Source organism: Pseudomonas yangonensis, from assembly GCF_009932725.1.
GTDB classification, from domain to species: Bacteria; Pseudomonadota; Gammaproteobacteria; order Pseudomonadales; family Pseudomonadaceae; genus Aquipseudomonas; species Aquipseudomonas yangonensis.
Map to the genome: position 1 here is coordinate 111,476 of NZ_BLJU01000022.1, position 20,585 is coordinate 132,060.

Genomic DNA, 20,585 nt, shown 5'->3' on the forward strand with positions numbered 1-20,585 from the left:
CCATGCCGCTGACTCTCGACACCCCCAGCCCTGCCGAACTGCCCACCCTGGTGGCGATCTGGGAGGCCGCCGTGCGCGCCACCCACCACTTCCTGCCGGAGAGCGACCTGCAGGTAATCAAGCCGCTGCTGCGCGAGCAGTATTTTCCCGCCGTGCAGCTGACCTGCGCGCGAGATGATGCGGGGCGAATCCTGGGTTTTCTCGGCACGGCCGAGGGCATGGTGGAAATGCTCTTCGTCGACCCGGCCTGCCACGGCCAGGGCGTGGGCAAGCGGCTGATGCGCTACGCCATCGACGAGCTGGGCGCCACGCGGGTCGACGTCAACGAGCAGAATCCGCAGGCCGTCGGTTTCTACCAGCACCTGGGTTTCGTGGTGACCGATCGCTCGCGCCTGGATGGCGGCGGGCGGCCCTTTCCGATTCTGCATATGTCTCTTGGCTAAACGGGCCAGGCTGCGACTATCCCTTCCAATGCACGCTTGAGTTCGACCCGGCTGGCCGCCGCCGCGAGGCTGATGCGCACCGCATGCCCCGGATTGGCCTCCACCGCGAACACCTCGGCCGGCACCACCTCGACGCCATGCTGCCGACAGGCCTCGGCCAAACCGGCCGGCGGCGCGCCATCGAGCCACAGATGCGGCGCCACCGCCCTGCCCTGCGGCATGCGCGGCCCGAGCACGCGCGCGGCCAGGCGCCAGCGCTGCTGCAATTCCTCGATCTGCCAGGCCAGGCGCCGTTCGGCGATGCCGCTCTCGACCCATTCGCAGGCCAGCGCCAGGCTCAGCGGCGTCACCGCCCAGCGGGTGGCCTGGGCTTCGGGGTCGATACGCTCGAGCAGCTCGGGTGCGCCGGCGATAAAGCCCAGGCGCAAGCCCGGGGCCACGCTCTTGGACAGGCTGCTGATCAGCAGACAGCGTTCGGGCACCTGCACCGCCAGCGGGGCGGCGCTGCCGAGCACGCCGTAGACGTCATCCTCGACGATCCACAGGCCGCGTCGGCGCGCCACCACGGCGATTGCGGCGCGGCGCTCGGCATCCAGACTGGCGCCGGTGGGGTTCTGCAGGCAGGGGGTAAGCACCACCACGCGAGCGCCGGTGGCACGCGCCTGGCGGTCTAGCTCGTCGGGCAGGATGCCGCGTTCGTCCATCGCCACGCCATGCAGCGGCAGGCGCAACTGGCGCGCGGCGGCCTTGATCCCCGGCGCGGTGAAGCGCTCCACCAGAATCGGCTCGCCGGCCTCGCACAGCGCCAGCAGTGCTGCTGAGACGCCCTGCTGGGCGCCGGCGCAGAGCAGCAGGCCGTTCGGCGCCAGTTCCAGGCCGCGGCGGCGCAGCCAGGTGGCGCCGGCCAGATGCGCGCGCTCGACCAGCGCTGCCGAGGGATAGGCCTGCAGCCCATCCAATTCGCCCTGTGCAGCCAGTGCGGCAAGGCTGGCGGACAGGTCGCGGTTGTCCGGATCGTGCACCGGCACGTTGGTCGACAGGTCGATCAGCTCGCCCTGCGTGGCCGGTTGCTTGAGGCGGAACAGGCTCGCCTCGCGGCTGCCGGCCAGCACGTAGGTACCGCGTCCGACCTCGCCGGAGACCAGATGCCGACGCGCCGCCTCGCGGTAGGCGAGCATCACCGTGCTCGGGTTGATGCCCAGCGTCCAGGCCAGGCGTCGCTGCGGCGGCAGGCGTTCGCCGGGCTTGAGTTCACCGCGGCCGATGGCAGCGGCGATGGCCTCCACCAGGGCGAGGTAGGTGGGCAAAGCGCTGCTGGACAGGTCAGGGAGCCACATTGCTTGCCATGCAATATAAAGATTTACCCATACAATGCACCGCACTAGCATCGGGGTCAACGCCACCCGGAGTCCCCGTCATGTTCGACCTCGCCCAACTGCGCCAGAGCGCCCAACTGGTTCACCGCCATATGGCGCCCACGCCACAGCTGAGCTGGCCGCTGCTGTGCCAGCGCACGGGTTGCGAGCTGTGGGTCAAGCATGAGAACCACGCGCCCACCGCCGCCTTCAAGGTGCGCGGCGGGCTGGTCTACATCGACGCGCTGCTACGCCGCGAGCCGCAGGTGCGCGGCCTCGTCACCGCCACCCGCGGCAACCATGGCCAGAGCCTGGCGCTGGCTGCACGCGCAGCGGGGCTGGCGATCCGCATCCTGGTGCCGCACGGCAACGCCCGCGAGAAGAACGCCGCGATGCGTGCCCTTGGCGCCGAGGTGATCGAACATGGCCGCGACTTCGACGAAGCCCGCGCCGAGGCCGCGCGTGTGGCCGAACGCGACGGCCTGCACTGGGTGCCGTCGCTGCACGAGGATCTGGTGCGCGGCGTGGCCACCTATGCCCTGGAACTGCTTGAGGCGGTTCCGAACCTGCGCCGAGTGTACGTGCCCATCGGCCTCGGCTCGGGCATCTGCGGCATGATCCGTACCCGCGACCTGCTCGGCCTCGACACCGAAATCGTCGGCGTGGTCGCCAGCGGCGCCGATGCCTACGCGCAGAGTTTCGAACAAAGTTGCCTGGTACAGACCGAACGCGCCGTCACCCTGGCCGACGGCATGGCCTGCCGCCAACCGCAGCAATTGGCATTGGACATGATCAGCGCGGGCGCGGCGCGCATCCTGCGGGTCGACGACGCGGAAATTCGCACCGCCATCCGCGCCTATCACGAGGACACTCACAACCTCGCCGAAGGCGCCGGCGCTGCCGCCCTGGCAGCCCTGCTACAGGAGCGCGAACGCAACGCCGGCCAGCGTGTTGCCGTGGTGCTCAGCGGCGCCAACATCGACCGGCTGGCGCTCGCCGACCTGCTGCGTGACGAAGCACCAGCCGCAGCCTGACTCAGGCCAGCGGCAGAGGCTCGGCAGGCAGCCGTCCGGGCGTCTGCCGTAACCGGCGCGAAACGCCCCATTCCGCAGCGATCAGAGCCAGCAGCAGACCAAGCTGAATCAGCAATGCGATATAGAACGGCTTGAACACATGGCCGATCTGCCGCTTGAGCAGGCCGAGGAGGAACTCGGCCTGGAAGAGCTGCTCGATACGCGCATCCAGCACCTGATCCAGCACCTTCTCGTTGAGCCCGCTGTAACGGGCGGTTTTCTCCACTGCCATCTCGCCTATCGCCTTGCCCAGCAGACTGGCACGCAGCCGGTCGAGCAGGTCGAAGGCGATGCGTTCAGTGGTCGAGGCTTCGGCGCGCTCGCCAGCTTCTTGCAGCCGCTCACGATGGACGTAGTCCAGCGCCAGCTGCTTGAGCAGCGTCTGCACGCTGACATCACGCACGGCCAATAGTCCCTGCTGCTCCTGCGCCTCGACATAGGCCTGGAAGTCGCTCCAGATATCGTCGGCCAGTGCCTGCACCAGAGGCGCATAGCTATCGAGATGGCGATTGATCTGCTGCTGGCTGCCGTACAACAGCCCACCCTGGACGCCGAGAAAACCTCCGGCCAGGGGCAGCAGCAGAAAGTAGAGTTTGAGCAGCCAGTGGTGCCAGCGCTTGTTACGTGCCAGCCAGCCCAACCGGTGCAGCTTGAACGCCAGCAACAGGCCGGCAACCGCGCCAAGCAGAAGCGCCAGACCGGTGTCGAGAAAAAGATTGAAGAAACTGAAGGGTTCCCACAGTGCCGTGAGCAGCAGACGTGCCTGCTCCATGCCTATCGCCTCGTTCGTCCATGACGGGCGCGAGTGTAAACCAGAACACTGCAGCCTAACGCCAGGGCGTGACCGGACTGTGCGTCAGGCCACACCCACCTCAGACGCTCAACGGAACGGTGGCTCGTCGAAGCTGCGCAACTTGCGCGAATGCAGCGAGTTAAGCTGACTGCGCATCAGCTCCAACGCCGCGATGCCGATATGCAGGTGCTGAGTCACCGCACGTTCGTAGAAGGCGCCCGCCGCGCCTGGCAGCTTGATCTCACTGTGCAGGGGTTTGTCCGACACGCACAGCAGCGTGCCGTAGGGCACCCGCAGGCGATAGCCTTGCGCGGCGATGGTGCCGCTTTCCATGTCCACCGCCACCGCACGCGACAGATTGATCAGCGGCCGCTCCTGAGCCCAGCGCAGCTCCCAGTTGCGATCGTCGTAGGTCAGCACGGTGCCGGTACGCAGGCGCTTTTTCAGCTCGTCGCCCTCTTCACCGGTGACCAGCTTGGCGGCTTCCTGCAGCGCCTGCTGCACCTCGGCCAGCGCCGGCAGCGGAATGTGCGGCGGCAGCACGCGGTCAAGAATTCCGTCGCGGCGCATATAGGCGTGGGCCAGCACGTAGTCGCCGATGGTCTGCGACTGCCGCAGACCGCCGCAGTGACCGATCATCAGCCAGCAATGCGGGCGCAGCACCGCGAGGTGATCGGTAATGTTCTTGGCATTGGACGGACCGACGCCGATATTGACCAGGGTGATGCCATGGCCGTCATCCGCCTGCAGATGGTAGGCCGGCATCTGGTAGCGGTGCCAGACCACGTTCTCGATGATCGCCTGCATCTCGCCCTCGGCCATGCCGCGCTCGACCACCACGTTGCCCGGCAGCACCATACGGGTGAAGCGCGAGTCACCCACCAGCATATCCAGGCCATGGCGGATGAACTGGTCGACGTAGCGGTGGTAGTTGGTCAGCAGAATCCACGGCTGCACGTGGCTCCAATCGCTGCCGGTGTAGTGCTGTATGCGCTTGAGAGAAAAATCGGTACGCGCTGCGTCGAACAGAGCCAGCGGCAACGGGTCGATATTCTCCCAGTCATACAGGCCATCGGCGGTGCCGTCGGTGGCGGCAGACAGATCGGTGCTGGGGAACACTCGCGCCAGCTCGGCAGCGGTCACGCCACTGCCGGCCAGCTCGTCACCGCCCTCGACCACGTAGGGGTAGGGAATATTCTGCTGGCTGCGGCCGACTTCCACACGCAGGGTGAAGTCGTTCATCAGAGGACGCAGCTGCTCCAGCAGGTATTTGCGAAAGGCAGCCGGCTGGGTCACGGTGATCGCGTAGGTACCCGGAACCTGCACCTTGGCGTAGGCACGTACGGTGGTCGGCACCTCGCCCTGGCACAGATAGGTCAGGCGCAATTCGGGATAGCGGAACAGGCAGTGCTCGCTGGCGTCCGGGCGGATGCGCTCCTTGAGGTAGCGCTTGAGTGCGTGACTCAGGGCGCCAGTGGCTTCCTGGTGCAACGCGGCGAGGCGGTCGACCGCCTCTTCGGGAGTGTGGGCAATGATGAAATCATCTGAGCAGGCTTTCACGGCGCATCTTCCTGACTGAACGTACGCGCCTATCTTGCCTGCATCCTTGTGGCAAAACATAGCGTGGCGACCGGCAATTCGGTCGCCACGCTGTCATCAGACGGCAGCCTGATGCAGGCGCGCGTTGAACAGCGGTCCCTGGCTGAAACGCGACAGTGCCTTGGCGGCGGCCAGCACGCCAAGATCGATCAGCGGCTCGATCAGGATCACGCTCATGTAGGCCAGGCCGAAGCTGCCCACGGCGGCCAGGTTCTCACTGGTGAAGCCGTGACCGTAAAAGGCCCAGAACGCCACCCAGGCAACGATACCGCCCTGATAGGCAGTCGACAGCGCCAGCGCCTGCTTGTAGGAGAGATCGACGTAGGCGGTACCCGGAGCGACGATACGCTTGGCCAACAGACTGATGCCCCACAGCGGAATCAACAGGGTGGTGACGTTCATGCCGTACTGCGGCAAATCGAACTGGGCGAACAGCAGGCCCTGCAGCAGCAGACCTGCGGCCAGACCGATGGCGGTGGCGCCGGCGCCGAACAGCAGCAGCAGGGTCGAGCCAAGAATCAGGTGTACTTCGGAAACACCCACGGGATGATGCGGCAATACCTCGAAGAAGCAGAATACCAGCGCGGTGGTCAGCAGGCTGCGCAGCGCCAGCGCGGTGACGCCGCCGTTGTCGCGGATGGCATCGCGCGCCAGTTTGGCGGTCAGGCCGAAGGCAGCGACCGCCGTTGCGTAACTGAGGAAAATCTTGGCGCCTTCGACGACGCCCGGTTCGATATGCATGCAAGTTCCTTGGCCGCGCCCACCGCGCGACGATTCGGATGAAGGATGGGCGAAACGCCCGTTGCCGATGGCAGGTCTCCTGGCTCACGACTTGGCACTTCGCCCGCCTTCCCGACCGAAGTCAGTGGCATGAGGGGCTTCGTTCGCCGCTTACAGTTGCGGGGGCAGCCAGGGCATTGGCGAGATTCACCGCACCCTGTTCCCTTTTCATCCGCGTCACCACTGTGAACGCAGAACCATCGGCCGCCAGATTACTCGCCCGTCTGGCTAAAAAACAGCGGCCAGACTGATCGTCTCAGTCCTCTTCGCACGCACAGTTGTTCCCAAAAGAAAATCGGCTGAAAAAACCAACTTCCCCTGGTGAAAGATCGCAGCCACATCAAAGCAGATGCGGCGTGCTACGCGCCAGCAGCGCTTCGACGTCGATACCGCGCGGCAGGGTGCCGTAGACGCGGCCGCGGCCCTCCAGGCGGCTGGCGATAAAGGCGTCGCTGACCACGCTGTTGCCAGCTTCCAGCAACAGCTTGGCCTGCAGTGCCACAGCCATGTCCTCGGTGAGCTGACGGGCGCGGTATTGAATGTCAGCGGTGTCGCTGAAATCAGCCTTGAGCCTTTGGATATGCGCCTTGAGACGGGCATCGCCATGGCCATCGCCCAGTTCGGTGAACAATGCGTCGAGCACGCCGGGCTCCTTGGACAGGGCACGCAGCACGTCCAGGCACTGTACGTTGCCTGAACCTTCCCAGATCGAGTTGACCGGCGCCTCACGATACAGACGCGGCATGATGGTTTCCTCGACGTAGCCGGCGCCGCCCATGCATTCACTGGCCTCGTAGATCATTTCCGGGGCGCGCTTGCAGATCCAGTACTTGCCCACGGCGGTGACCAGGCGGGCGAACTTGTCTTCCTGCTCGTCATGCAGATGGTCAAGCGCGTGGCCCATGCGCATGCACAGCGCCAGCGCGGCTTCGCTCTCCAGCGCCAGGTCGGCCAGGACGTTCTGCATCAACGGCTGGTCGGCGAGGATCTTGCCGCCCACCTGGCGATGCGCGCAGTGGTGCGCGGCCTGGGTCAACGCCTGGCGCATCAGGCTGCTGGAACCGACCATGCAGTCGAAGCGGGTCATGGCCACCATCTCGATGATGGTGGGCACGCCGCGCCCTTCCTCGCCGAGCATCCAGGCGAAGGCGCCGCGGTATTCCACCTCGCTGGAGGCGTTGGCCCAGTTGCCCAGCTTGTTCTTCAGGCGCTGGATGTAGAACGCGTTGCGCGTGCCGTCCGGGCGGTGACGCGGCAGCAGGAAGCAGCTCAACCCCTTGTCGGTGTAGGCCAGGGTGAGGAAGGCGTCGCACATCGGCGCCGAGCAGAACCACTTGTGGCCGACCAGCTCGTAGCCCTGCCCCGGCCCGCCGAGACCGATGGCATAGGCGCGTGTAGTGTTGGCGCGCACGTCGGTGCCGCCCTGCTTCTCGGTCATGGCCATGCCGATGGTGACGCCGGCCTTCTGCTCCATCGGCAGATTGCGCGGGTCGTACTCGGTGGCAAGTATCTTCGGCAGCCACTGCTCGGCGATATTGGGCTGCAGGCGAATGGCGGGCACTGCAGCGAAGGTCATGGTCAGCGGGCAACCGCTGGCGGACTCGGCCTGGCTGTGCAGATAGGATAGCCCGGCGCGGGCGACATGGGCACCGGCGCGCGGGTCGGTCCAGGGCAGCGACGGCAGGCCCTGCTCGATGGCTGTGCGCATCAGCTCGTGATAGGCCGGGTGGAATTCCACCAGGTCGATGCGGTTGCCGTAGCGGTCATGGCTCTTGAACACCGGCTTGTTCTCGTTGGCGAGAAAGCCCGCCTGCATCAGCGCGCCACCGGCCAATGCACCGTAGGTACTCAGACGCTCGTCGGCCCAGCCGCCATCGTAGCGGCGCACCCACTCCTGCAGTGGCAGATCGAGACGGTAGAGGTTGGCGCCGTCGAGGCTGGGCACCTGGTTGAACACCTCATGGGTTTCGGCGTGCAGACTGGGTTTCATCGGTTTGACTCCTTGGCGCCCACGGCGCGCAGGCAGAAGGTGACGAGGCTGGCGCTGACCTGCGCCAGCTGCAGAGTGGGTCTACCCGCTTCGCGAGCGGCGCGGGCAGGCGGCGACAGCGGTCCGACCAGAGCCTCGGCAATGGCGCCGACCAGGCAGGCCGCCACCAGGCCGATCTGCTCGACACGAAACTCACCGGCGCCGACGCCCTCCTCCAGCAGGTCGCTGAACAGTTCGGCGTAGGCTTCACGATAGAGCAGGCGCTGCTCGTCGACCTCCGGATCGACAGGCTCGGCAATCAACGCGAAGGCCAGACGGCGGCTATGCCAGGCGCGGGCAGCGAATTGCTCCAGGCCGAGGCGCAGGCGTTCGCTGGCGCTACCCGGACCACGCAAGGCGGCAGCCAGGGCATCCACTTCACGCTGACTGGCCACGGCGAAGACTTCGGCAGCCAGTTCACCCTTGCTGCGAAAGTATCGGTACAGGCTACCGGTGGCGATGCCAACGTCGTCGGCCAGCGCCTGCATGGTCAGGGCGGCGAAGCCACCGGCACAGACCCTTTCCAGCGCGCAGCCGAGAATGCGCTGGCGCTGGGCCTGGTCGCGGTCGATTCGCGCTTCGGTGATGCGGTAAGCCATGGTCTGAATCCTGATTCACTCTGCAGCAGTGAATCAGGATTCAGACCATGGCTAAAGGGACGATCCGGCCAAATCTGCGGCCGAACAGACATCGGTAGACAGGTTGCGCCGAAGCCATCGATAGCGCGGCAGGACTTGTTGCGGCCAGGTACAAGTACCTGGCGCAACGGCTGCAGACATGGGCCGGTAACAGACCGGCCTGGCTTCCATGGCGGCTTGCACCGCCCTACCCAGGCGCAGCGCTAGGAGACGGCGGGCGGCCGGCACAACACCCAGTCGTGCAGCAATACGCGCAGCTCTTCGAACTTGACCGGCTTGGCCAGGTAATCGCTCATGCCGGCAGCCAGACAACGCTCGCGGTCGCCGCTGTGGCTGTGCGCTGTGATCGCCAGCACCGGCAGTTCAGCGCAACCGGGTAGTGCGCGAATGGCACGACAGGTGGCGAAGCCGTCCATGACCGGCATCTGGCAGTCCAGCAGCACGGCGTCGACGCTTTCGCCGCGCAGCAGCTCCAGCGCCTCGGCGCCGTTGTCGGCCGTGCGCACGCGGTAGCCCAGCTTTAGCAGCATGCCGCGCGTTACCAACTGGTTGATTGCGTTGTCCTCGACGATCAGCACCCTGCACTGCTGCGCCTGACGTTGCGCGATGCCACTCGGCAAGCGCTGAGGGCGCACGACCGGTATCGCCGGCTGCTCCGGAAGCGTCAGCGGCACGTTGAGGCGGAAGCGGCTGCCGACCTCGGGCTGCGATTCATGGCTCAGACTGCCGCCAAGCAGATCGACCAGTTGCCGGCAGATCGCCAGGCCGATACCCAAGCCGCCGTACTTGCGAGTCATGGAACCGTCGAGCTGGTGGAAACGCTGATACAGGTCACTCTCGCCATGGGCGAAACCGATACCGGTATCACTGACGATCACGCTCAACGGCAGATTATTGCCCTGGCTGCCGACGCGACCGACCTGCAGCGTCACGCTGCCCTCGCTGGTGAACTTGATGGCATTGTCCAGCAGGTAGCCCAGGGCCTGGGCCAGCTTGGCGGCGTCGCCCTCCAGGGTGTCGGGCAAGCTGTCGTCCAGTTCCAGCGCGAAGGTCAGCCCCTTGTCCTCGGCGCGCGGCGCGTACTGCGCTCGCAGCCCGTCGAACAGGCCGCGCAGACTGAATGCCTCTCGCCGTGGATAGAGCTTGCCGGCCTGCAGCTCGGTAAGCGCGAGGATATCGTTGACCATGCGCATCATGTCGCGTGCCGAGGCGGCGGCGGTCTTCTGGTACTGCTCCAGCTCGACGTCCATCCTCACCGTCTGCATCAGCTCCAGCGAGCCGATCACGCCGTTCATTGGCGTACGCAGTTCATGGGTGACGGTGGCGAGGAACTCGTCCTTGAAGCGGTTGCTGTCGGCCAGTTCCTGGTTCAGCTCCTCGAGCTTGTGCCCGGCTTCCTGAAGGATGCGCGCACGCTCCTCCTTCATCGCGTTGATGCGATCGGCCAGTGCAAGCGACAGCAGACTGACCTCCAGCGCCGAACCGATCTGGCTGGCATACATGGTAAGAAAGACGTTGGGCAGATAGCCCAGCACCATGAGCGTATTGACGATGCCGCCGACGAGGAAGGCCGTCCAGGCAAAGATGAAGTAGCGCGCCACGCGCATACCGCGCAGCCAGGCGAGGATACCGGCAGCGAAGATCACCACGGTGAACAGCAATGCCAGGTAGGTCGCCAGGCGCAACGCCGTCGCATAACTGATGCTTAGCGCCAGGATCATCACCACGGCGCCGCAGGCCATGAGCAGCAGCAACAGGCGGTCGACCCAGGGACTGTGCTCGGAGGTGTGCAGGAAGCTGCGCGCGAACTGGCAGCCGAACAGAGCGGCAGAGCCGATCAGAAACGGCGTCGCGGCATTGGCCCACCAGGGGCTGTTGGGCCAGAAGAATTCGATGCCGGCGCCGTTGACCGATATCTGATAAAGGCCGAACGAGGCGATGTAGAGAATGTAGTAGAGGTAGCTGGTGTCGCGCACGCTGAGGAAGATGAACAGGTTGTAGACCAGCATCACCAGCAACACGCCGTAGATGATGCCGAGGACGTAGATGCGCCCGGGCTGCTCCTCCAGATAGGCGTTGGGCGCCCACAAGGTCAGCGGCGCCTGGATCGAGCCCTGGCTTTCCAGACGCAGGTAGATGCGCTTGACCTGCCCCGGCTCCAGGTTCAGTTCGAACAGGTAGTTGTTCTGGCGGATCTGTCGGCTGTCGAACGGCAGCGCATCCCCGGTGCGCTGCGCCAGAGCGAAACTACCGTCTTCGTCAGGCAGATAGAGCTCGAGGTGGTCGAGCGGCGGATAGGCCAGCTCCAGCAGCCAGTTGCGGTCGCCCTGCGCCTGCACGGGGCGATATTCGAGATCCAGACGCAACCAGAACACCGAGCGCGAATAACCGGCGTTGAGTACGGGCTTGTCATGCAGGCGGAAGCTGCCCTGCACGGCCGGCGAAGCGACGTCGTCGATGCTGGCATCGCCGCGCACGTCCTCGAACACATACATGCTCTGCCCCAGCGGCAGCATGCGCATCTGTTCGTCGAAGGTAACGGCGCCCACGAGCGAGGGAAAAACGAAGCTCAAGAAGAGCAGGAGCAGCCGGGACATACGACTCCACTAGCCTTGTCGAACGACACTCAGGCCCCCATCAGCCCTGGATGGCGCCGTCACGCATGGCAGACTTATATATGAATCGCCCTACTCTAGGGACTGTCGAGGCTATTTTCCAGATTCGGCAGGCAGTTTGAGCAAAGCTTGCGTGATGGATTCAGCCAGATACTGCAGGGAGAACACCCCGCCATAGGTCCAGGTCGAAGGCATTCCGGCGAAGCGCCGTTCGCGCACGAAGGGCATCGCCTGCCACAACGGCGAGGCGAACAGCTGCGCCTCCTGGGCAAAGGGCTCGATATGCAGCACCACCCCCTGCTCGATGCGCCCCAGCGCGGTGATCGGCACCTGAGTGATGCCCCACGGACTCGGCGCCAGTGACATCGCCGGCTGCAGGCCGAGCAACGTCAGCGCGTGCTGTGGCATGGAGTTGGGGCCGTTGATGAACACTGCCGTCGGCGATGAAAAGCGAATCACCGTGACCGCCGGCAGGTGCCCGCCGTAGTGAGTCTGCAAGCGCTCACGCCACCGTGCCAATTCGGTCTCCATGGCCTGCAGGCGCTGCTCGGCCAATGCCTCGCGGCCGAGAGCGCGCGCCAGATCGAGAAAGGCTTCGCGCTGCGCCTGCAGGTTGTCGTGCTGTTGGCTGAAGCCCTGGTACACCTGGACCGGCGCGATGCGTTCGAGCAGTGGCCGGATGTCTTCGAGCAGGGGCGGAATGACGATCAGCTGCGGCTGCAGTTCGGCCAGCAACTCGAGGTTGGGTTCCAGGCGCGAGCCGACCGAGGGCACCTCATCAGGCAGCGTCGGCCGCACCACCCAGGCGCGGTAGTCGCCGGCATCGGCCACGGCCAGCGGTGTTACATCGAGCATCAGCAGGTGCTCGGTGGCCTCCCAACTCAACGCGGCCACCCGTGGAGCCTCGCCGGCCCAGGCCGGCGCCAGCCAGAGCAGCAACGCGCCCAGCAGCCACTGCCTCATGCCAGCCTCCCACGAATCAACAGAAACACGAAGTAACCACCACACAGCACCGAGGCGACGATGCCCACCGGAATCTGCAACGGGAAGATCAACGTGCGCCCGACCCAGTCAGCCAGCAGCATCAGTACCGCACCCAGCGCAGCGGCGAGCAACAATTGCGGCGCCACGCGGCGCGCCCCAAGCATCACCGCGATATGCGGCGCCAGCAGGCCGAGAAATGCCACCGGCCCGAGCAGGCTGGTGACCAGCGCGCAGAGCAGCGCCACCAGCACTAGCAACGCCAGACGCAGCCGCGGCACATTGAGGCCGCGACTGGCCGCCACGCCATCGCCGATACCGATCAGCGTCAGCGCGCGGTGGAACACTAATGCCAACGCGCCGAACAGCAGCACGCCGAGGGTCAGCCACAGCGCCTGCGCCGGCGTGGCACGGTAGGTGGAACCGGACAGCCAGCCGAGCAGCGCGAACGAATCTCCCGTGCCCTTGGCCAGCACGAACTGCAAAGCAGCATTGAGCAGCGCCCCCAGGGAAATGCCCAGCAGCGCCATCAATGCCGGCGAATACTGATGGCGCCGCCCCAGCAGCATCAATACCGCCAGTACCACCAGGCTGCCGATGAACGCCGCCAGCGGCGCGACGGCCCCGAGCAAGGCGCCGCCGAACCAGGTCAGCGCCAGCATCACGGCCAGCGTGGCACCGGCCGACAGGCCGAGAATATCCGGGCTGGCCAGGGGATTTCGCAGCAGGCGTTGTAACAACAGACCGGAGATCGCCAGCCCTGCGCCCGCCGAAGCGGCGGTGAGCACGCGCGGCCAGCGCAGCGACCAGGCCAGCGCCGATGGCCATTGCAGGCGCCAGCCATCGAGACCCCGGGCGAGTCCCAGAGCCAGCGTCAGCGCCACCGCAGTCAGGAGCACTATGCACAGCGCCCCGCGCCAGCCAAGACGTTCGGCGCCGGCTGGCAGCTGCAGCCCATGCGGGTCTTCGGCCGCCAGATGTCGACGCGCCAGCCACAACAGCACCGGGGCGCCGATCAGCGCAGCAGCCGCGCCGCTGGGCACCAGCTGGCCGCTGAGCTGATTGGCCAGCAACGCCAGGGCGTCGGTAGTCAGCAGCAGCAAGGCGCCGAGCAGCGCGCTGTACGTCAGCTCGTCACGCGCCGTGCGGGCACCCAGCATCTTCGCCAGATTGGGCGTGAGCAGACCGATGAAGCCGATCAGGCCTACTGCGGTGATCGATACCGCACACAACCACAGCGCTGCCAGAAACAGCACCAGCATCACCGGCCATAGCGCCAGGCCACGACCTTGAGCGGCCTCACTACCCAATTGCAGGAGACTGAGCGGCCGCGGCGCGAGGATCAGCAGCGGTACGGCCAGCAGCAACTTGGGCCACAGCCACTGCACCCAATGCCAGTCGATCTGCGCCAGGTCCCCTGCGCCCCAGACGAACAGGCCCTGGGTGTACTGGTTGTTGATCAGCACCAGCCCGGCAGCCAGTGCGCCGAGCAGCAGGTTCATGGCCATGCCGCCGAGCACCAGCGGCAGGCCGCCGATGCCGCTGCGCCCGGCAATCAGCAGCACCAGGCCGACCGCCAGCAGCGCTCCGCCGAGCGCCGCCCACTGACCGTGGCTGGCGGCGAAGGCCGGCACCAGCAGGGTGGCCAGCACCAGGCCGAGCCAGGCCCCCGACGAGGCGCCGATGGTCATGGGGGAAACCAGGCGGTTCTGAGTGATCTGCTGCAGCAGGCTGCCGGACAGCCCCAACGCAGCGCCCACCAGCAGGGCCATGCTCAGGCGGGGCAACGCCGACAACTGCAACTGCAGGCTCTCGAAACTCTCCCCGGCCGCGCCAAGCATGGCCCAGAGTTCGAGCGGGCTGAGGTCCGCTGCCAGCCACAGATGCAGCAGCGTCAGGGGCAACAACAGGGACAACGTCAGGATATGGCGTGATAGCGCCGTAACGGCCGTCATGTTCAGGCCACCACGGCGATCTTGCGTACGCTGCCGGGCTGCTCGATCAGCTGGATATCGATATCGTAAAGCTGACTGAGCAGCGGACCGTCGAGCAATTCGTCCGGGCTGCCATCGAAGAAGATGTGCCCCTGTTTGAGGGCAATCACCCGGTCGGCATGCCGTGCAGTCAGGTTGATGTCGTGAAGAATGGCGACGATACCGCGCCCGCTGTCACGGTTGAGCTGGCGCAGCAGCCCCATCAGCTCGTACTGGTGCGCCAGGTCCAGGGCCGAGGTCGGCTCATCCAGCAGCAGCAGTGGCGATTGCTGGGCCAAAAGCATGGCGATCCAGGCACGCTGGCGCTCGCCGCCGGACAAGCTGTCGGCCAGGTGGTCGGCGTAATGGGCGACATCGGTCTGTGCCAGCGCCCGCTCCACCGCAGCATGATCCTCGGCACGCCAGCGACCGAGCAGCCCACGCCAGGGAAAACGCCCCAGGCGCACCAGCTCACGCACGGTCAGGCCGGCGACATCGGGCAGATGCTGCGGCAGGAAGGCCACGCGCCGGGCGAAATCGCGCGCGGAAAAACCGGCCAGGGGGCGCTCGTCCAGCTGCAACGAACCCCGGCTCGGCTCGAGTTGCCGCGCCAGCAGGTTCATCAGGGTCGACTTGCCCGAACCGTTGTGGCCGAGGATCACGGTGAAGTGATCGCTCTCCAGCTGCAGCTCGTCCACAGCCAGCGTCACCCGCTCACCGCGGCGTACTTCGATATCGCGCAGCTTCAGCATGCCCGAGCGAGCTCCCAGCGCAGGCCAGTCGGTGCGCGGCCACGGCCGGCGAGCCAGGGCAGGTTATGGCGAATCACATCGGGCGTGGAATGGAAGTCTTGCATCGCGGCGGACCCGGATGGCGGTGGCAGTGCGGAGGGCGAGTTTAATCACCGATACCCACCTGCATCAAATTATCATTCGCCACTCAGACTCGGGCCGCAGCGGGTTTACGCACCAGCAGGGGGAACAGCGCCGCCGTCAGCAGCAGACCGGCAGCGCCAACCCAGAATGGCATGGCCTGGCCGTAATGGCTGACCAGCAACCCCGCGCCATAGGCCGAGCCCATGTTGCCCAGGCACTGGAAGATATTGATCTTGCTGAAGTCCACGGCGTAGTGCTCCGGCGAGCTGAGCTCGAACAGCAACGCATCGAGGCGCACGGTGACCTGATACAGCGCCCAACCGAACAGCACACGCCCGAGCAGGATCAGCCACTGATCGCCGAAGCCCTGGATGAAGGTCGCCGCCGCGCCCAGCAGCAAACCGGCAAGGATGCCGTCACGGGTATTGCCCTGCTTGGTCGCCCGGCGCCCCCACCACAGCGCCGCTACGGCCACCGCGCCAGGCAGGGCATAGACGAAGCCGGCGGCCATCTCGCTGTTCCACTGCGCCACCTGTTGCCAGTAGACGGCGAAGAACGGTCGTGTGACGTAGCCGACGAAGTAGAACAGCAGCATCACCAGGCACAGGCGGTAGATGGCAGGCAGGCTGCGCGCCTCGTTCTTCACCGGGGCCTCGTCACTCGCCGGCTGCTCCCCCGGCGCAGGCAGGTAGCCACGCACCAGATGCATGCAGATGGCCATCTGGATGAAGTCGCCGGCGGCCATCACCAGGAACACGTCGCCGATGTTCATCACCTGCAGGATCAACCCACCCAGTGCAGCGCCGAGAATGGCGCCGAAGTGCACCACCACCGACAGCGTGCCAATGGTCTGGGTGTGGTTGTCCTGCTGCTGCAGGCTCATCACGTAGGGGTACATCAGCAGGTAGCTGCCCTTGAACACCACCATCAGCAGCGACACCACCCAGAACAGCGGCAGCGAGTCGATGAAATAGCAGGCAGCGGTCAGGCTACCGGCCATCAGCTGGGCGCTGATCAGGATGCGCACCGGATGCACGCGCTTGGCCAGCCGTGCCCAGAGCGGGAACACCGCCATCACCACCAGGCTGACCACCGCCAGATAGAGGCCGACATGCTGCTCCGGCGGATTGCCGAAGCGCTCGGCGAAATACTGCGGATAGAAAGGAATGATCAGGTTGTCGGTGATCACCGCCAGGGCGGTCATCATGATCAGGCAGGTACGCAGCGTCATCGGGGCAGTCGGGCAGGCGGCAGGGCCGCGCATGATGCCATTTCCAGCACGGCTGATGCCAATACGGACAGGTATCAGAAGGCTGTCAAGCAGCACGTCATGCAGCGATCGACAGACTGTTAGTGATAAGCTCGCGCACCATGAAAACGCCAAACTCCCGCCCCGTAGTGCTGTGCATGTCCGGTCACGACCCCAGCGGTGGTGCCGGCCTGCAGGCCGATATCGAAGCCCTGCTGGCTCAAGGCTGCCACGCCGCCCCGACGGTGACCGCCCTGACCGTGCAGGATACCGTCAACGTCTCCGATTTCCGCGTGCTCGACCGCGACTGGGTGCTGGCCCAGGCCCGCTCCGTGATCGCCGATATGCCCGTGGCTGCCGTCAAGCTGGGCATGCTCGGCTCGGTGGACATGGTCGATACCGTACTCGAGGTGATGAAGCAGCTGCCCGGCGTACCGCTGGTCTGCGATCCGGTGCTGCGCGCCGGAGGCGGCGGCTCGCTGGGCAAGGACGACGTCGGCTATGCCATGCGCGAGCGCCTGTTCGCCGTATCCACCATCGCCACGCCGAACCTGCCGGAAGCGCGCATCCTCGCCGAACTGCCGGAAGGTACGGCCGACGAATGCGCAAACAAGCTGCTGCCGTTCATCGAGCACCTGCTGATCACCGGCGGCCACGGCGACGAAGCCGAAGTACACAACCGCCTGTACAGCCGCGATGGCAGCCGCCACACCTTCACCTGCGCGCGCCTGCCCGGCAGCTATCACGGTTCCGGCTGCACCCTGGCCAGCACCCTGGCCGGTCGCCTGGCGCTGGGCGAAGAGCTGGTCAGCGCCGTGAAGAGCGCCCTGGACTACACCTGGCGCACCCTGCGCGACGCCGAAGAGCCCGGCCACGGCCAGTACGTGCCGCGCCGCCTGCCGCTGGATTTCTGTTCGTGAATCTTCGCGGCCTCTACGCCATCACCGATACGCCATTGCTGGCCGGCGGCAAACTGTTGCCCTACGCCGAAGCAGCGCTGATCGGCGGTGCGCGCCTGCTGCAGTACCGCGACAAGTCGGGCGACGCCGCGCGTCGTCTCGATGAAGCGCAGGCCCTGGCCGACCTGTGCCGGCGCCATGGCGCCACGCTGATCATCAACGACGACCTGGAGCTGGCTGCACGTCTGGGCGTCGGCCTGCACCTGGGCCAGACCGACGGCTCGCTGGCTGCCGCCCGCGTCCGCCTTGGCGCAGATGCCGTAATCGGCGGCACCTGCCATGCCCAGCTGGAGCTGGCCGAGCGCGCCGCCTGCGAAGGCGCCAGCTATATCGCCTTCGGCCGCTTCTTCAACTCCAATACCAAGCCCGGCGCCCCGGCCGCCACCGTGGAGCTGCTGGATCAGGCGCGCACGCGCTTTGCCCAGCCCATCGTCGCCATCGGCGGCGTGACCCTGGAAAACGCCCCCGGCCTGATCGCCCGCGGCGCCAGCATGGTGGCCGTGATCCACGCCCTGTTTGCCGCGGACTCCGCCCTTGAGGTGCAAGACCGCGCCCGCGCCTTCGCCGCGCTGTTCGATTGACCCTTTTCAGAGAGAACTTGCCATGTCCCGCTCCGAAATTCTCTTCGCCAACGCCCAGAAACATATCCCCGGGGGCGTCAACTCGCCGGTGCGCGCCTTCCGCAGCGTCGGCGGCACGCCGCTGTTCTTCAAGCACGCCGAAGGCGCCTACGTAGTGGATGAAGACGACAAGCGCTACGTCGACTATGTCGGTTCCTGGGGTCCGATGATCCTCGGCCACAGCCACCCGGACGTGCTCGATTCGGTGCGCCGCCAGCTGGAGCATGGCCTGTCCTACGGCGCGCCGACCGCCTTGGAAACCGAGATGGCCGAGCTTGTATGCAGCCTGGTGCCGTCGATGGAAATGGTGCGCATGGTCAGCTCCGGCACCGAGGCGACCATGAGCGCCATCCGCCTGGCCCGCGGCTACACCGGCCGCGACAGCATCATCAAGTTCGAGGGCTGCTACCACGGTCACTCCGACAGCCTGCTGGTCAAGGCCGGCTCCGGCGCCCTGACCCAGGGCGTGCCGAACTCCGCGGGCGTGCCGGCGGCCTTCGCCAAGCACACCCTGACCCTGCCGTTCAATGACACCGGCGCCGTGGCCGAGTGCCTGGCGCAGGTGGGTCAGGAAGTCGCCTGCATCATCGTCGAGCCGGTGGCCGGCAACATGAACTGCGTGCCGCCGGCGCCGGGCTTTCTCCAAGGCCTGCGTGAGCAGTGCGACAAGCACGGCGTGGTACTGATCTTCGACGAGGTGATGACCGGTTTTCGCGTCGCCCTCGGCGGCGCCCAGGCGCACTACGGCGTTACCCCGGACCTGACCACCTTCGGCAAGATCATCGGCGGCGGCATGCCGGTGGGCTGCTTCGGCGGCAAGCGCGCGATCATGGAATGCATCGCCCCGCTCGGCCCGGTCTACCAGGCCGGCACCCTGTCGGGTAACCCGCTGGCCATGGCCGCCGGTCTGACCACGCTGAAGCTGATCAGCCGTCCGGGCTTCCACACCGAGCTGACCGATTACACCACGCGCATGCTCGAGGGTCTGCAGCAGCGCGCCGATGCCGCCGGCATTCCTTTCGTCACCACCCAGGCGGGCGCCATGTTCGGCCTGTACTTCAGCGGCGCCGACGACATCGTCACCTTCGCCGACGTGATGGCCAGCGACAGCGCGCGCTTCAACCGCTTCTTCCACCTGATGCTGGAAGGTGGCGTGTACCTGGCGCCAAGCGCCTTCGAAGCGGGCTTCACCTCCATCGCCCATGGCGACAAGGAGCTGGAGATCACCTTCGCCGCCGCCGAACGCGCCTTCGCCGAGCTGAAAAAAGCCTGATGCAATACAGCACTGTCTTCAGTGATGCGCTGCTGGCCCTGGCCTGCGCCGTCTGCGTCGTGTGGATCGGCCGGGCGCGCGGGCGCTACGGCGAGGGCGATCAGCCGGCGCTGTTCTGCGCCCTGCTTGGCTTCCTGCTGCCGGCTGCGGCGGCCGGCGCCGGCGTGATTCGCTACGGCTTCGATCCGAGCTGGCAGGCCGCGCATCTGTGGCTCACCCAGGCCAGCAGTTTTCTCGGCCTGCCTTTGCTTGGCGCCGCGGCACTGGCACTGGGTCGCGGCTGGGCCTGGAGTCGGCCGAACTGGGGACGAATCGTCCTCGGCCTGTGCGCCTTCTTCGAGCTGTTTCGGCAGATGGGCTATCTGGAGGATTACCGCCTGGCGCTGAACCTGGCCGCGCTGGTGCTGATTCTCTATGCCGGCGCAGTCCAATGGCCGCGCCGCGCGCCGGCGATCAGCGCCGCTATTGTGGTGGGATTGTTCCTGATGGCCGGCCTGGCGGTCGGCACCGAGGGCATGATCGGACCGCTGCGCCGTCTCGACCTGTTCCACGTACTGCTGATACCGGCCTATCTGTTGCTGGCATGGCTGCTGTTGAGCCTGCCAGGAAACGCGAATAAACAGCCTTTGTAACAAGCGCGCGGTTTATTCATAATGCGACGGTCGGCACGTTTTGCGCCGACCGGGCACGTCACCCGACCTGAACTGCCGAGGTCCCGTTATCCAGATGAACCGCACCGGCCGCACCCTGTCCCTGGGCTGCCTGTTGCTTTTCCTCCCGCTGTTTGCGTTCGCAGGCGGCAACTCTCTGCTGATCCCTGCCAGCGGCAGCTGTGCCCTGAACGCCTCTCCCGAAGAAATGCCCGATGCCCTGGCCAGTTGCCAGGAAATGGCGCGCGCCGGCAACATGCAGGCCGCCTTCGAGCTGGGCGAGTATTACTACGACGGCAAACGCACCCCGCGCGATCTCAAGCAGGCGCTGACCTGGTTCGAACGCGCCTCGCTGCAGGGCCACGCCGAAGCGCAACTGCGTCTGGGCACCATGTTCTTCCGTGGCGAAGGCGTACCGGCCAACAACGTGCAGGCCTACATCGTGTTGAAGATGGCATCGGTCAATGGCTCGGACGAAGCCATGGACAGCGCCGATGTGGTATCGGCACAGATGCGTCGCGATGAACTGGAAATCGCCAGCCAGGTGCTGGGGCAGATCTTCCGCAGCTACCTGCTGGAGCTGCAAACCGCCGAAGGTCGCTCGCCCTTCTCGCCGCTACCCTGAAAGAGCGGCAGGCTAAAAGCGGAAAGCCCTGACTCGGGTTATGCCCTGCCTCGCA

Annotated in this window: 18 protein-coding genes and 1 riboswitch; of the genes, 7 read left to right on the top strand and 11 right to left on the bottom strand. The window is 66.0% G+C overall.

The features are described 5' to 3' along the window. The first annotated feature begins 2 nt into the window (after positions 1–2). Positions 3–443 (top strand): GNAT family N-acetyltransferase, encoded by a 441-nt coding sequence (locus GYB81_RS20390; RefSeq protein ID WP_161867321.1) that lies wholly within the window; start codon positions 3–5, stop codon positions 441–443. On the opposite strand, the gene GYB81_RS20395 is transcribed toward GYB81_RS20390, so the two are convergent. Next, on the bottom strand, positions 440–1,780 hold the full coding sequence (locus GYB81_RS20395; RefSeq protein WP_161867322.1) for an aminotransferase-like domain-containing protein: 1,341 nt from the start codon (positions 1,778–1,780) through the stop codon (positions 440–442). The genes GYB81_RS20390 and GYB81_RS20395 overlap by 4 nt on opposite strands. Before the next feature lie 80 nt (positions 1,781–1,860). On the opposite strand from GYB81_RS20395, the gene GYB81_RS20400 reads away from it, so the two are divergent. After that, a complete protein-coding gene (locus tag GYB81_RS20400; RefSeq protein WP_161867323.1) occupies positions 1,861–2,832 on the top strand; it encodes a threonine dehydratase in 972 nt (323 codons plus the stop codon). Position 2,833: 1 nt separating this feature from the next. Here GYB81_RS20400 and GYB81_RS20405 read toward each other — a convergent pair whose 3' ends face one another. The 10 genes from GYB81_RS20405 to GYB81_RS20450 all read right to left on the bottom strand — a co-directional run bounded on the left by GYB81_RS20405 (position 2,834) and on the right by GYB81_RS20450 (position 16,385). Next, positions 2,834–3,643, bottom strand: a complete 810-nt coding sequence (locus GYB81_RS20405; protein ID WP_161867324.1) for a hypothetical protein — start codon at positions 3,641–3,643, stop codon at positions 2,834–2,836. A 108-nt stretch (positions 3,644–3,751) separates the two neighbouring features. After that, positions 3,752–5,224, bottom strand: a complete 1,473-nt coding sequence (gene amn, locus GYB81_RS20410) for an AMP nucleosidase (protein ID WP_161867325.1) — start codon at positions 5,222–5,224, stop codon at positions 3,752–3,754. 96 nt (positions 5,225–5,320) lie between these two features. Beyond that, positions 5,321–6,004, bottom strand: coding sequence for an energy-coupling factor ABC transporter permease (locus GYB81_RS20415; protein WP_161867326.1), 684 nt, complete (start codon positions 6,002–6,004; stop codon positions 5,321–5,323). Positions 6,005–6,056: 52 nt separating this feature from the next. Continuing rightward, positions 6,057–6,260, bottom strand: a riboswitch (cobalamin riboswitch). Between the two features lie 123 nt (positions 6,261–6,383). After that, complete coding sequence (locus GYB81_RS20420) at positions 6,384–8,033, bottom strand: acyl-CoA dehydrogenase family protein (RefSeq protein ID WP_161867327.1); 1,650 nt, start codon at positions 8,031–8,033, stop codon at positions 6,384–6,386. Then, positions 8,030–8,671, bottom strand: coding sequence for a TetR/AcrR family transcriptional regulator (locus GYB81_RS20425; protein ID WP_161867328.1), 642 nt, complete (start codon positions 8,669–8,671; stop codon positions 8,030–8,032). The genes GYB81_RS20420 and GYB81_RS20425 overlap by 4 nt, the downstream gene beginning before the upstream one ends. A gap of 242 nt (positions 8,672–8,913) precedes the next feature. After that, positions 8,914–11,307, bottom strand: a complete 2,394-nt coding sequence (locus GYB81_RS20430; protein WP_161867483.1) for a hybrid sensor histidine kinase/response regulator — start codon at positions 11,305–11,307, stop codon at positions 8,914–8,916. Between the two features lie 111 nt (positions 11,308–11,418). After that, the gene (locus GYB81_RS20435) at positions 11,419–12,288 is read right to left on the bottom strand and encodes an iron-siderophore ABC transporter substrate-binding protein (protein WP_161867482.1); all 870 of its coding nucleotides are present in this window, start codon (positions 12,286–12,288) and stop codon (positions 11,419–11,421) included. Further along, positions 12,285–14,261: a Fe(3+)-hydroxamate ABC transporter permease FhuB gene (fhuB, locus tag GYB81_RS20440; protein WP_161867481.1), complete on the bottom strand. Its 1,977-nt coding sequence runs from the start codon at positions 14,259–14,261 to the stop codon at positions 12,285–12,287. Before fhuB ends, GYB81_RS20435 begins: the two co-directional genes overlap by 4 nt. A 2-nt stretch (positions 14,262–14,263) precedes the next feature. Continuing rightward, complete coding sequence (locus tag GYB81_RS20445; RefSeq protein WP_161867480.1) at positions 14,264–15,031, bottom strand: ABC transporter ATP-binding protein; 768 nt, start codon at positions 15,029–15,031, stop codon at positions 14,264–14,266. A gap of 187 nt (positions 15,032–15,218) precedes the next feature. Beyond that, entirely contained in the window at positions 15,219–16,385 is a 1,167-nt protein-coding gene (locus GYB81_RS20450) for an MFS transporter (RefSeq protein ID WP_161867486.1), read from the bottom strand. A gap of 140 nt (positions 16,386–16,525) precedes the next feature. Between GYB81_RS20450 and GYB81_RS20455 the strand changes: the two genes are divergently transcribed. The 5 genes from GYB81_RS20455 to GYB81_RS20475 all read left to right on the top strand — a co-directional run bounded on the left by GYB81_RS20455 (position 16,526) and on the right by GYB81_RS20475 (position 20,530). Beyond that, complete coding sequence (locus GYB81_RS20455; RefSeq protein WP_161867479.1) at positions 16,526–17,323, top strand: hydroxymethylpyrimidine/phosphomethylpyrimidine kinase; 798 nt, start codon at positions 16,526–16,528, stop codon at positions 17,321–17,323. Next, a complete protein-coding gene (thiE, locus tag GYB81_RS20460; RefSeq protein WP_161867478.1) occupies positions 17,320–17,943 on the top strand; it encodes a thiamine phosphate synthase in 624 nt (207 codons plus the stop codon). Before GYB81_RS20455 ends, thiE begins: the two co-directional genes overlap by 4 nt. A 22-nt stretch (positions 17,944–17,965) precedes the next feature. Further along, on the top strand, positions 17,966–19,255 hold the full coding sequence (gene hemL, locus GYB81_RS20465) for a glutamate-1-semialdehyde 2,1-aminomutase (protein ID WP_161867477.1): 1,290 nt from the start codon (positions 17,966–17,968) through the stop codon (positions 19,253–19,255). Next, complete coding sequence (locus tag GYB81_RS20470) at positions 19,255–19,887, top strand: DUF6962 family protein (protein WP_161867476.1); 633 nt, start codon at positions 19,255–19,257, stop codon at positions 19,885–19,887. The genes hemL and GYB81_RS20470 overlap by 1 nt, the downstream gene beginning before the upstream one ends. 94 nt (positions 19,888–19,981) lie before the next feature. Next, positions 19,982–20,530 carry a tetratricopeptide repeat protein gene (locus GYB81_RS20475; RefSeq protein ID WP_161867475.1) on the top strand — a complete coding sequence of 183 codons (549 nt, stop codon included), beginning with the start codon at positions 19,982–19,984 and terminating at the stop codon, positions 20,528–20,530. Positions 20,531–20,585 lie beyond the last annotated feature (55 nt).

Bases quoted from the DNA above. Each gene is read 5' to 3' on its own strand.
- GYB81_RS20390 (WP_161867321.1), top strand. From the start codon at position 3: ATGCCGCTGACTCTCGACACCCCCAGCCCTGCCGAACTGCCCACCCTG.
- GYB81_RS20395 (WP_161867322.1), bottom strand. From the start codon at position 1,780: ATGTGGCTCCCTGACCTGTCCAGCAGCGCTTTGCCCACCTACCTCGCC.
- GYB81_RS20400 (WP_161867323.1), top strand. From the start codon at position 1,861: ATGTTCGACCTCGCCCAACTGCGCCAGAGCGCCCAACTGGTTCACCGC.
- GYB81_RS20405 (WP_161867324.1), bottom strand. From the start codon at position 3,643: ATGGAGCAGGCACGTCTGCTGCTCACGGCACTGTGGGAACCCTTCAGT.
- GYB81_RS20415 (WP_161867326.1), bottom strand. From the start codon at position 6,004: ATGCATATCGAACCGGGCGTCGTCGAAGGCGCCAAGATTTTCCTCAGT.
- GYB81_RS20420 (WP_161867327.1), bottom strand. From the start codon at position 8,033: ATGAAACCCAGTCTGCACGCCGAAACCCATGAGGTGTTCAACCAGGTG.
- GYB81_RS20425 (WP_161867328.1), bottom strand. From the start codon at position 8,671: ATGGCTTACCGCATCACCGAAGCGCGAATCGACCGCGACCAGGCCCAG.
- GYB81_RS20430 (WP_161867483.1), bottom strand. From the start codon at position 11,307: ATGTCCCGGCTGCTCCTGCTCTTCTTGAGCTTCGTTTTTCCCTCGCTC.
- GYB81_RS20435 (WP_161867482.1), bottom strand. From the start codon at position 12,288: ATGAGGCAGTGGCTGCTGGGCGCGTTGCTGCTCTGGCTGGCGCCGGCC.
- fhuB (WP_161867481.1), bottom strand. From the start codon at position 14,261: ATGACGGCCGTTACGGCGCTATCACGCCATATCCTGACGTTGTCCCTG.
- GYB81_RS20445 (WP_161867480.1), bottom strand. From the start codon at position 15,031: ATGCTGAAGCTGCGCGATATCGAAGTACGCCGCGGTGAGCGGGTGACG.
- GYB81_RS20450 (WP_161867486.1), bottom strand. From the start codon at position 16,385: ATGACGCTGCGTACCTGCCTGATCATGATGACCGCCCTGGCGGTGATC.
- GYB81_RS20455 (WP_161867479.1), top strand. From the start codon at position 16,526: ATGAAAACGCCAAACTCCCGCCCCGTAGTGCTGTGCATGTCCGGTCAC.
- hemL (WP_161867477.1), top strand. From the start codon at position 17,966: ATGTCCCGCTCCGAAATTCTCTTCGCCAACGCCCAGAAACATATCCCC.
- GYB81_RS20470 (WP_161867476.1), top strand. From the start codon at position 19,255: ATGCAATACAGCACTGTCTTCAGTGATGCGCTGCTGGCCCTGGCCTGC.
- GYB81_RS20475 (WP_161867475.1), top strand. From the start codon at position 19,982: ATGAACCGCACCGGCCGCACCCTGTCCCTGGGCTGCCTGTTGCTTTTC.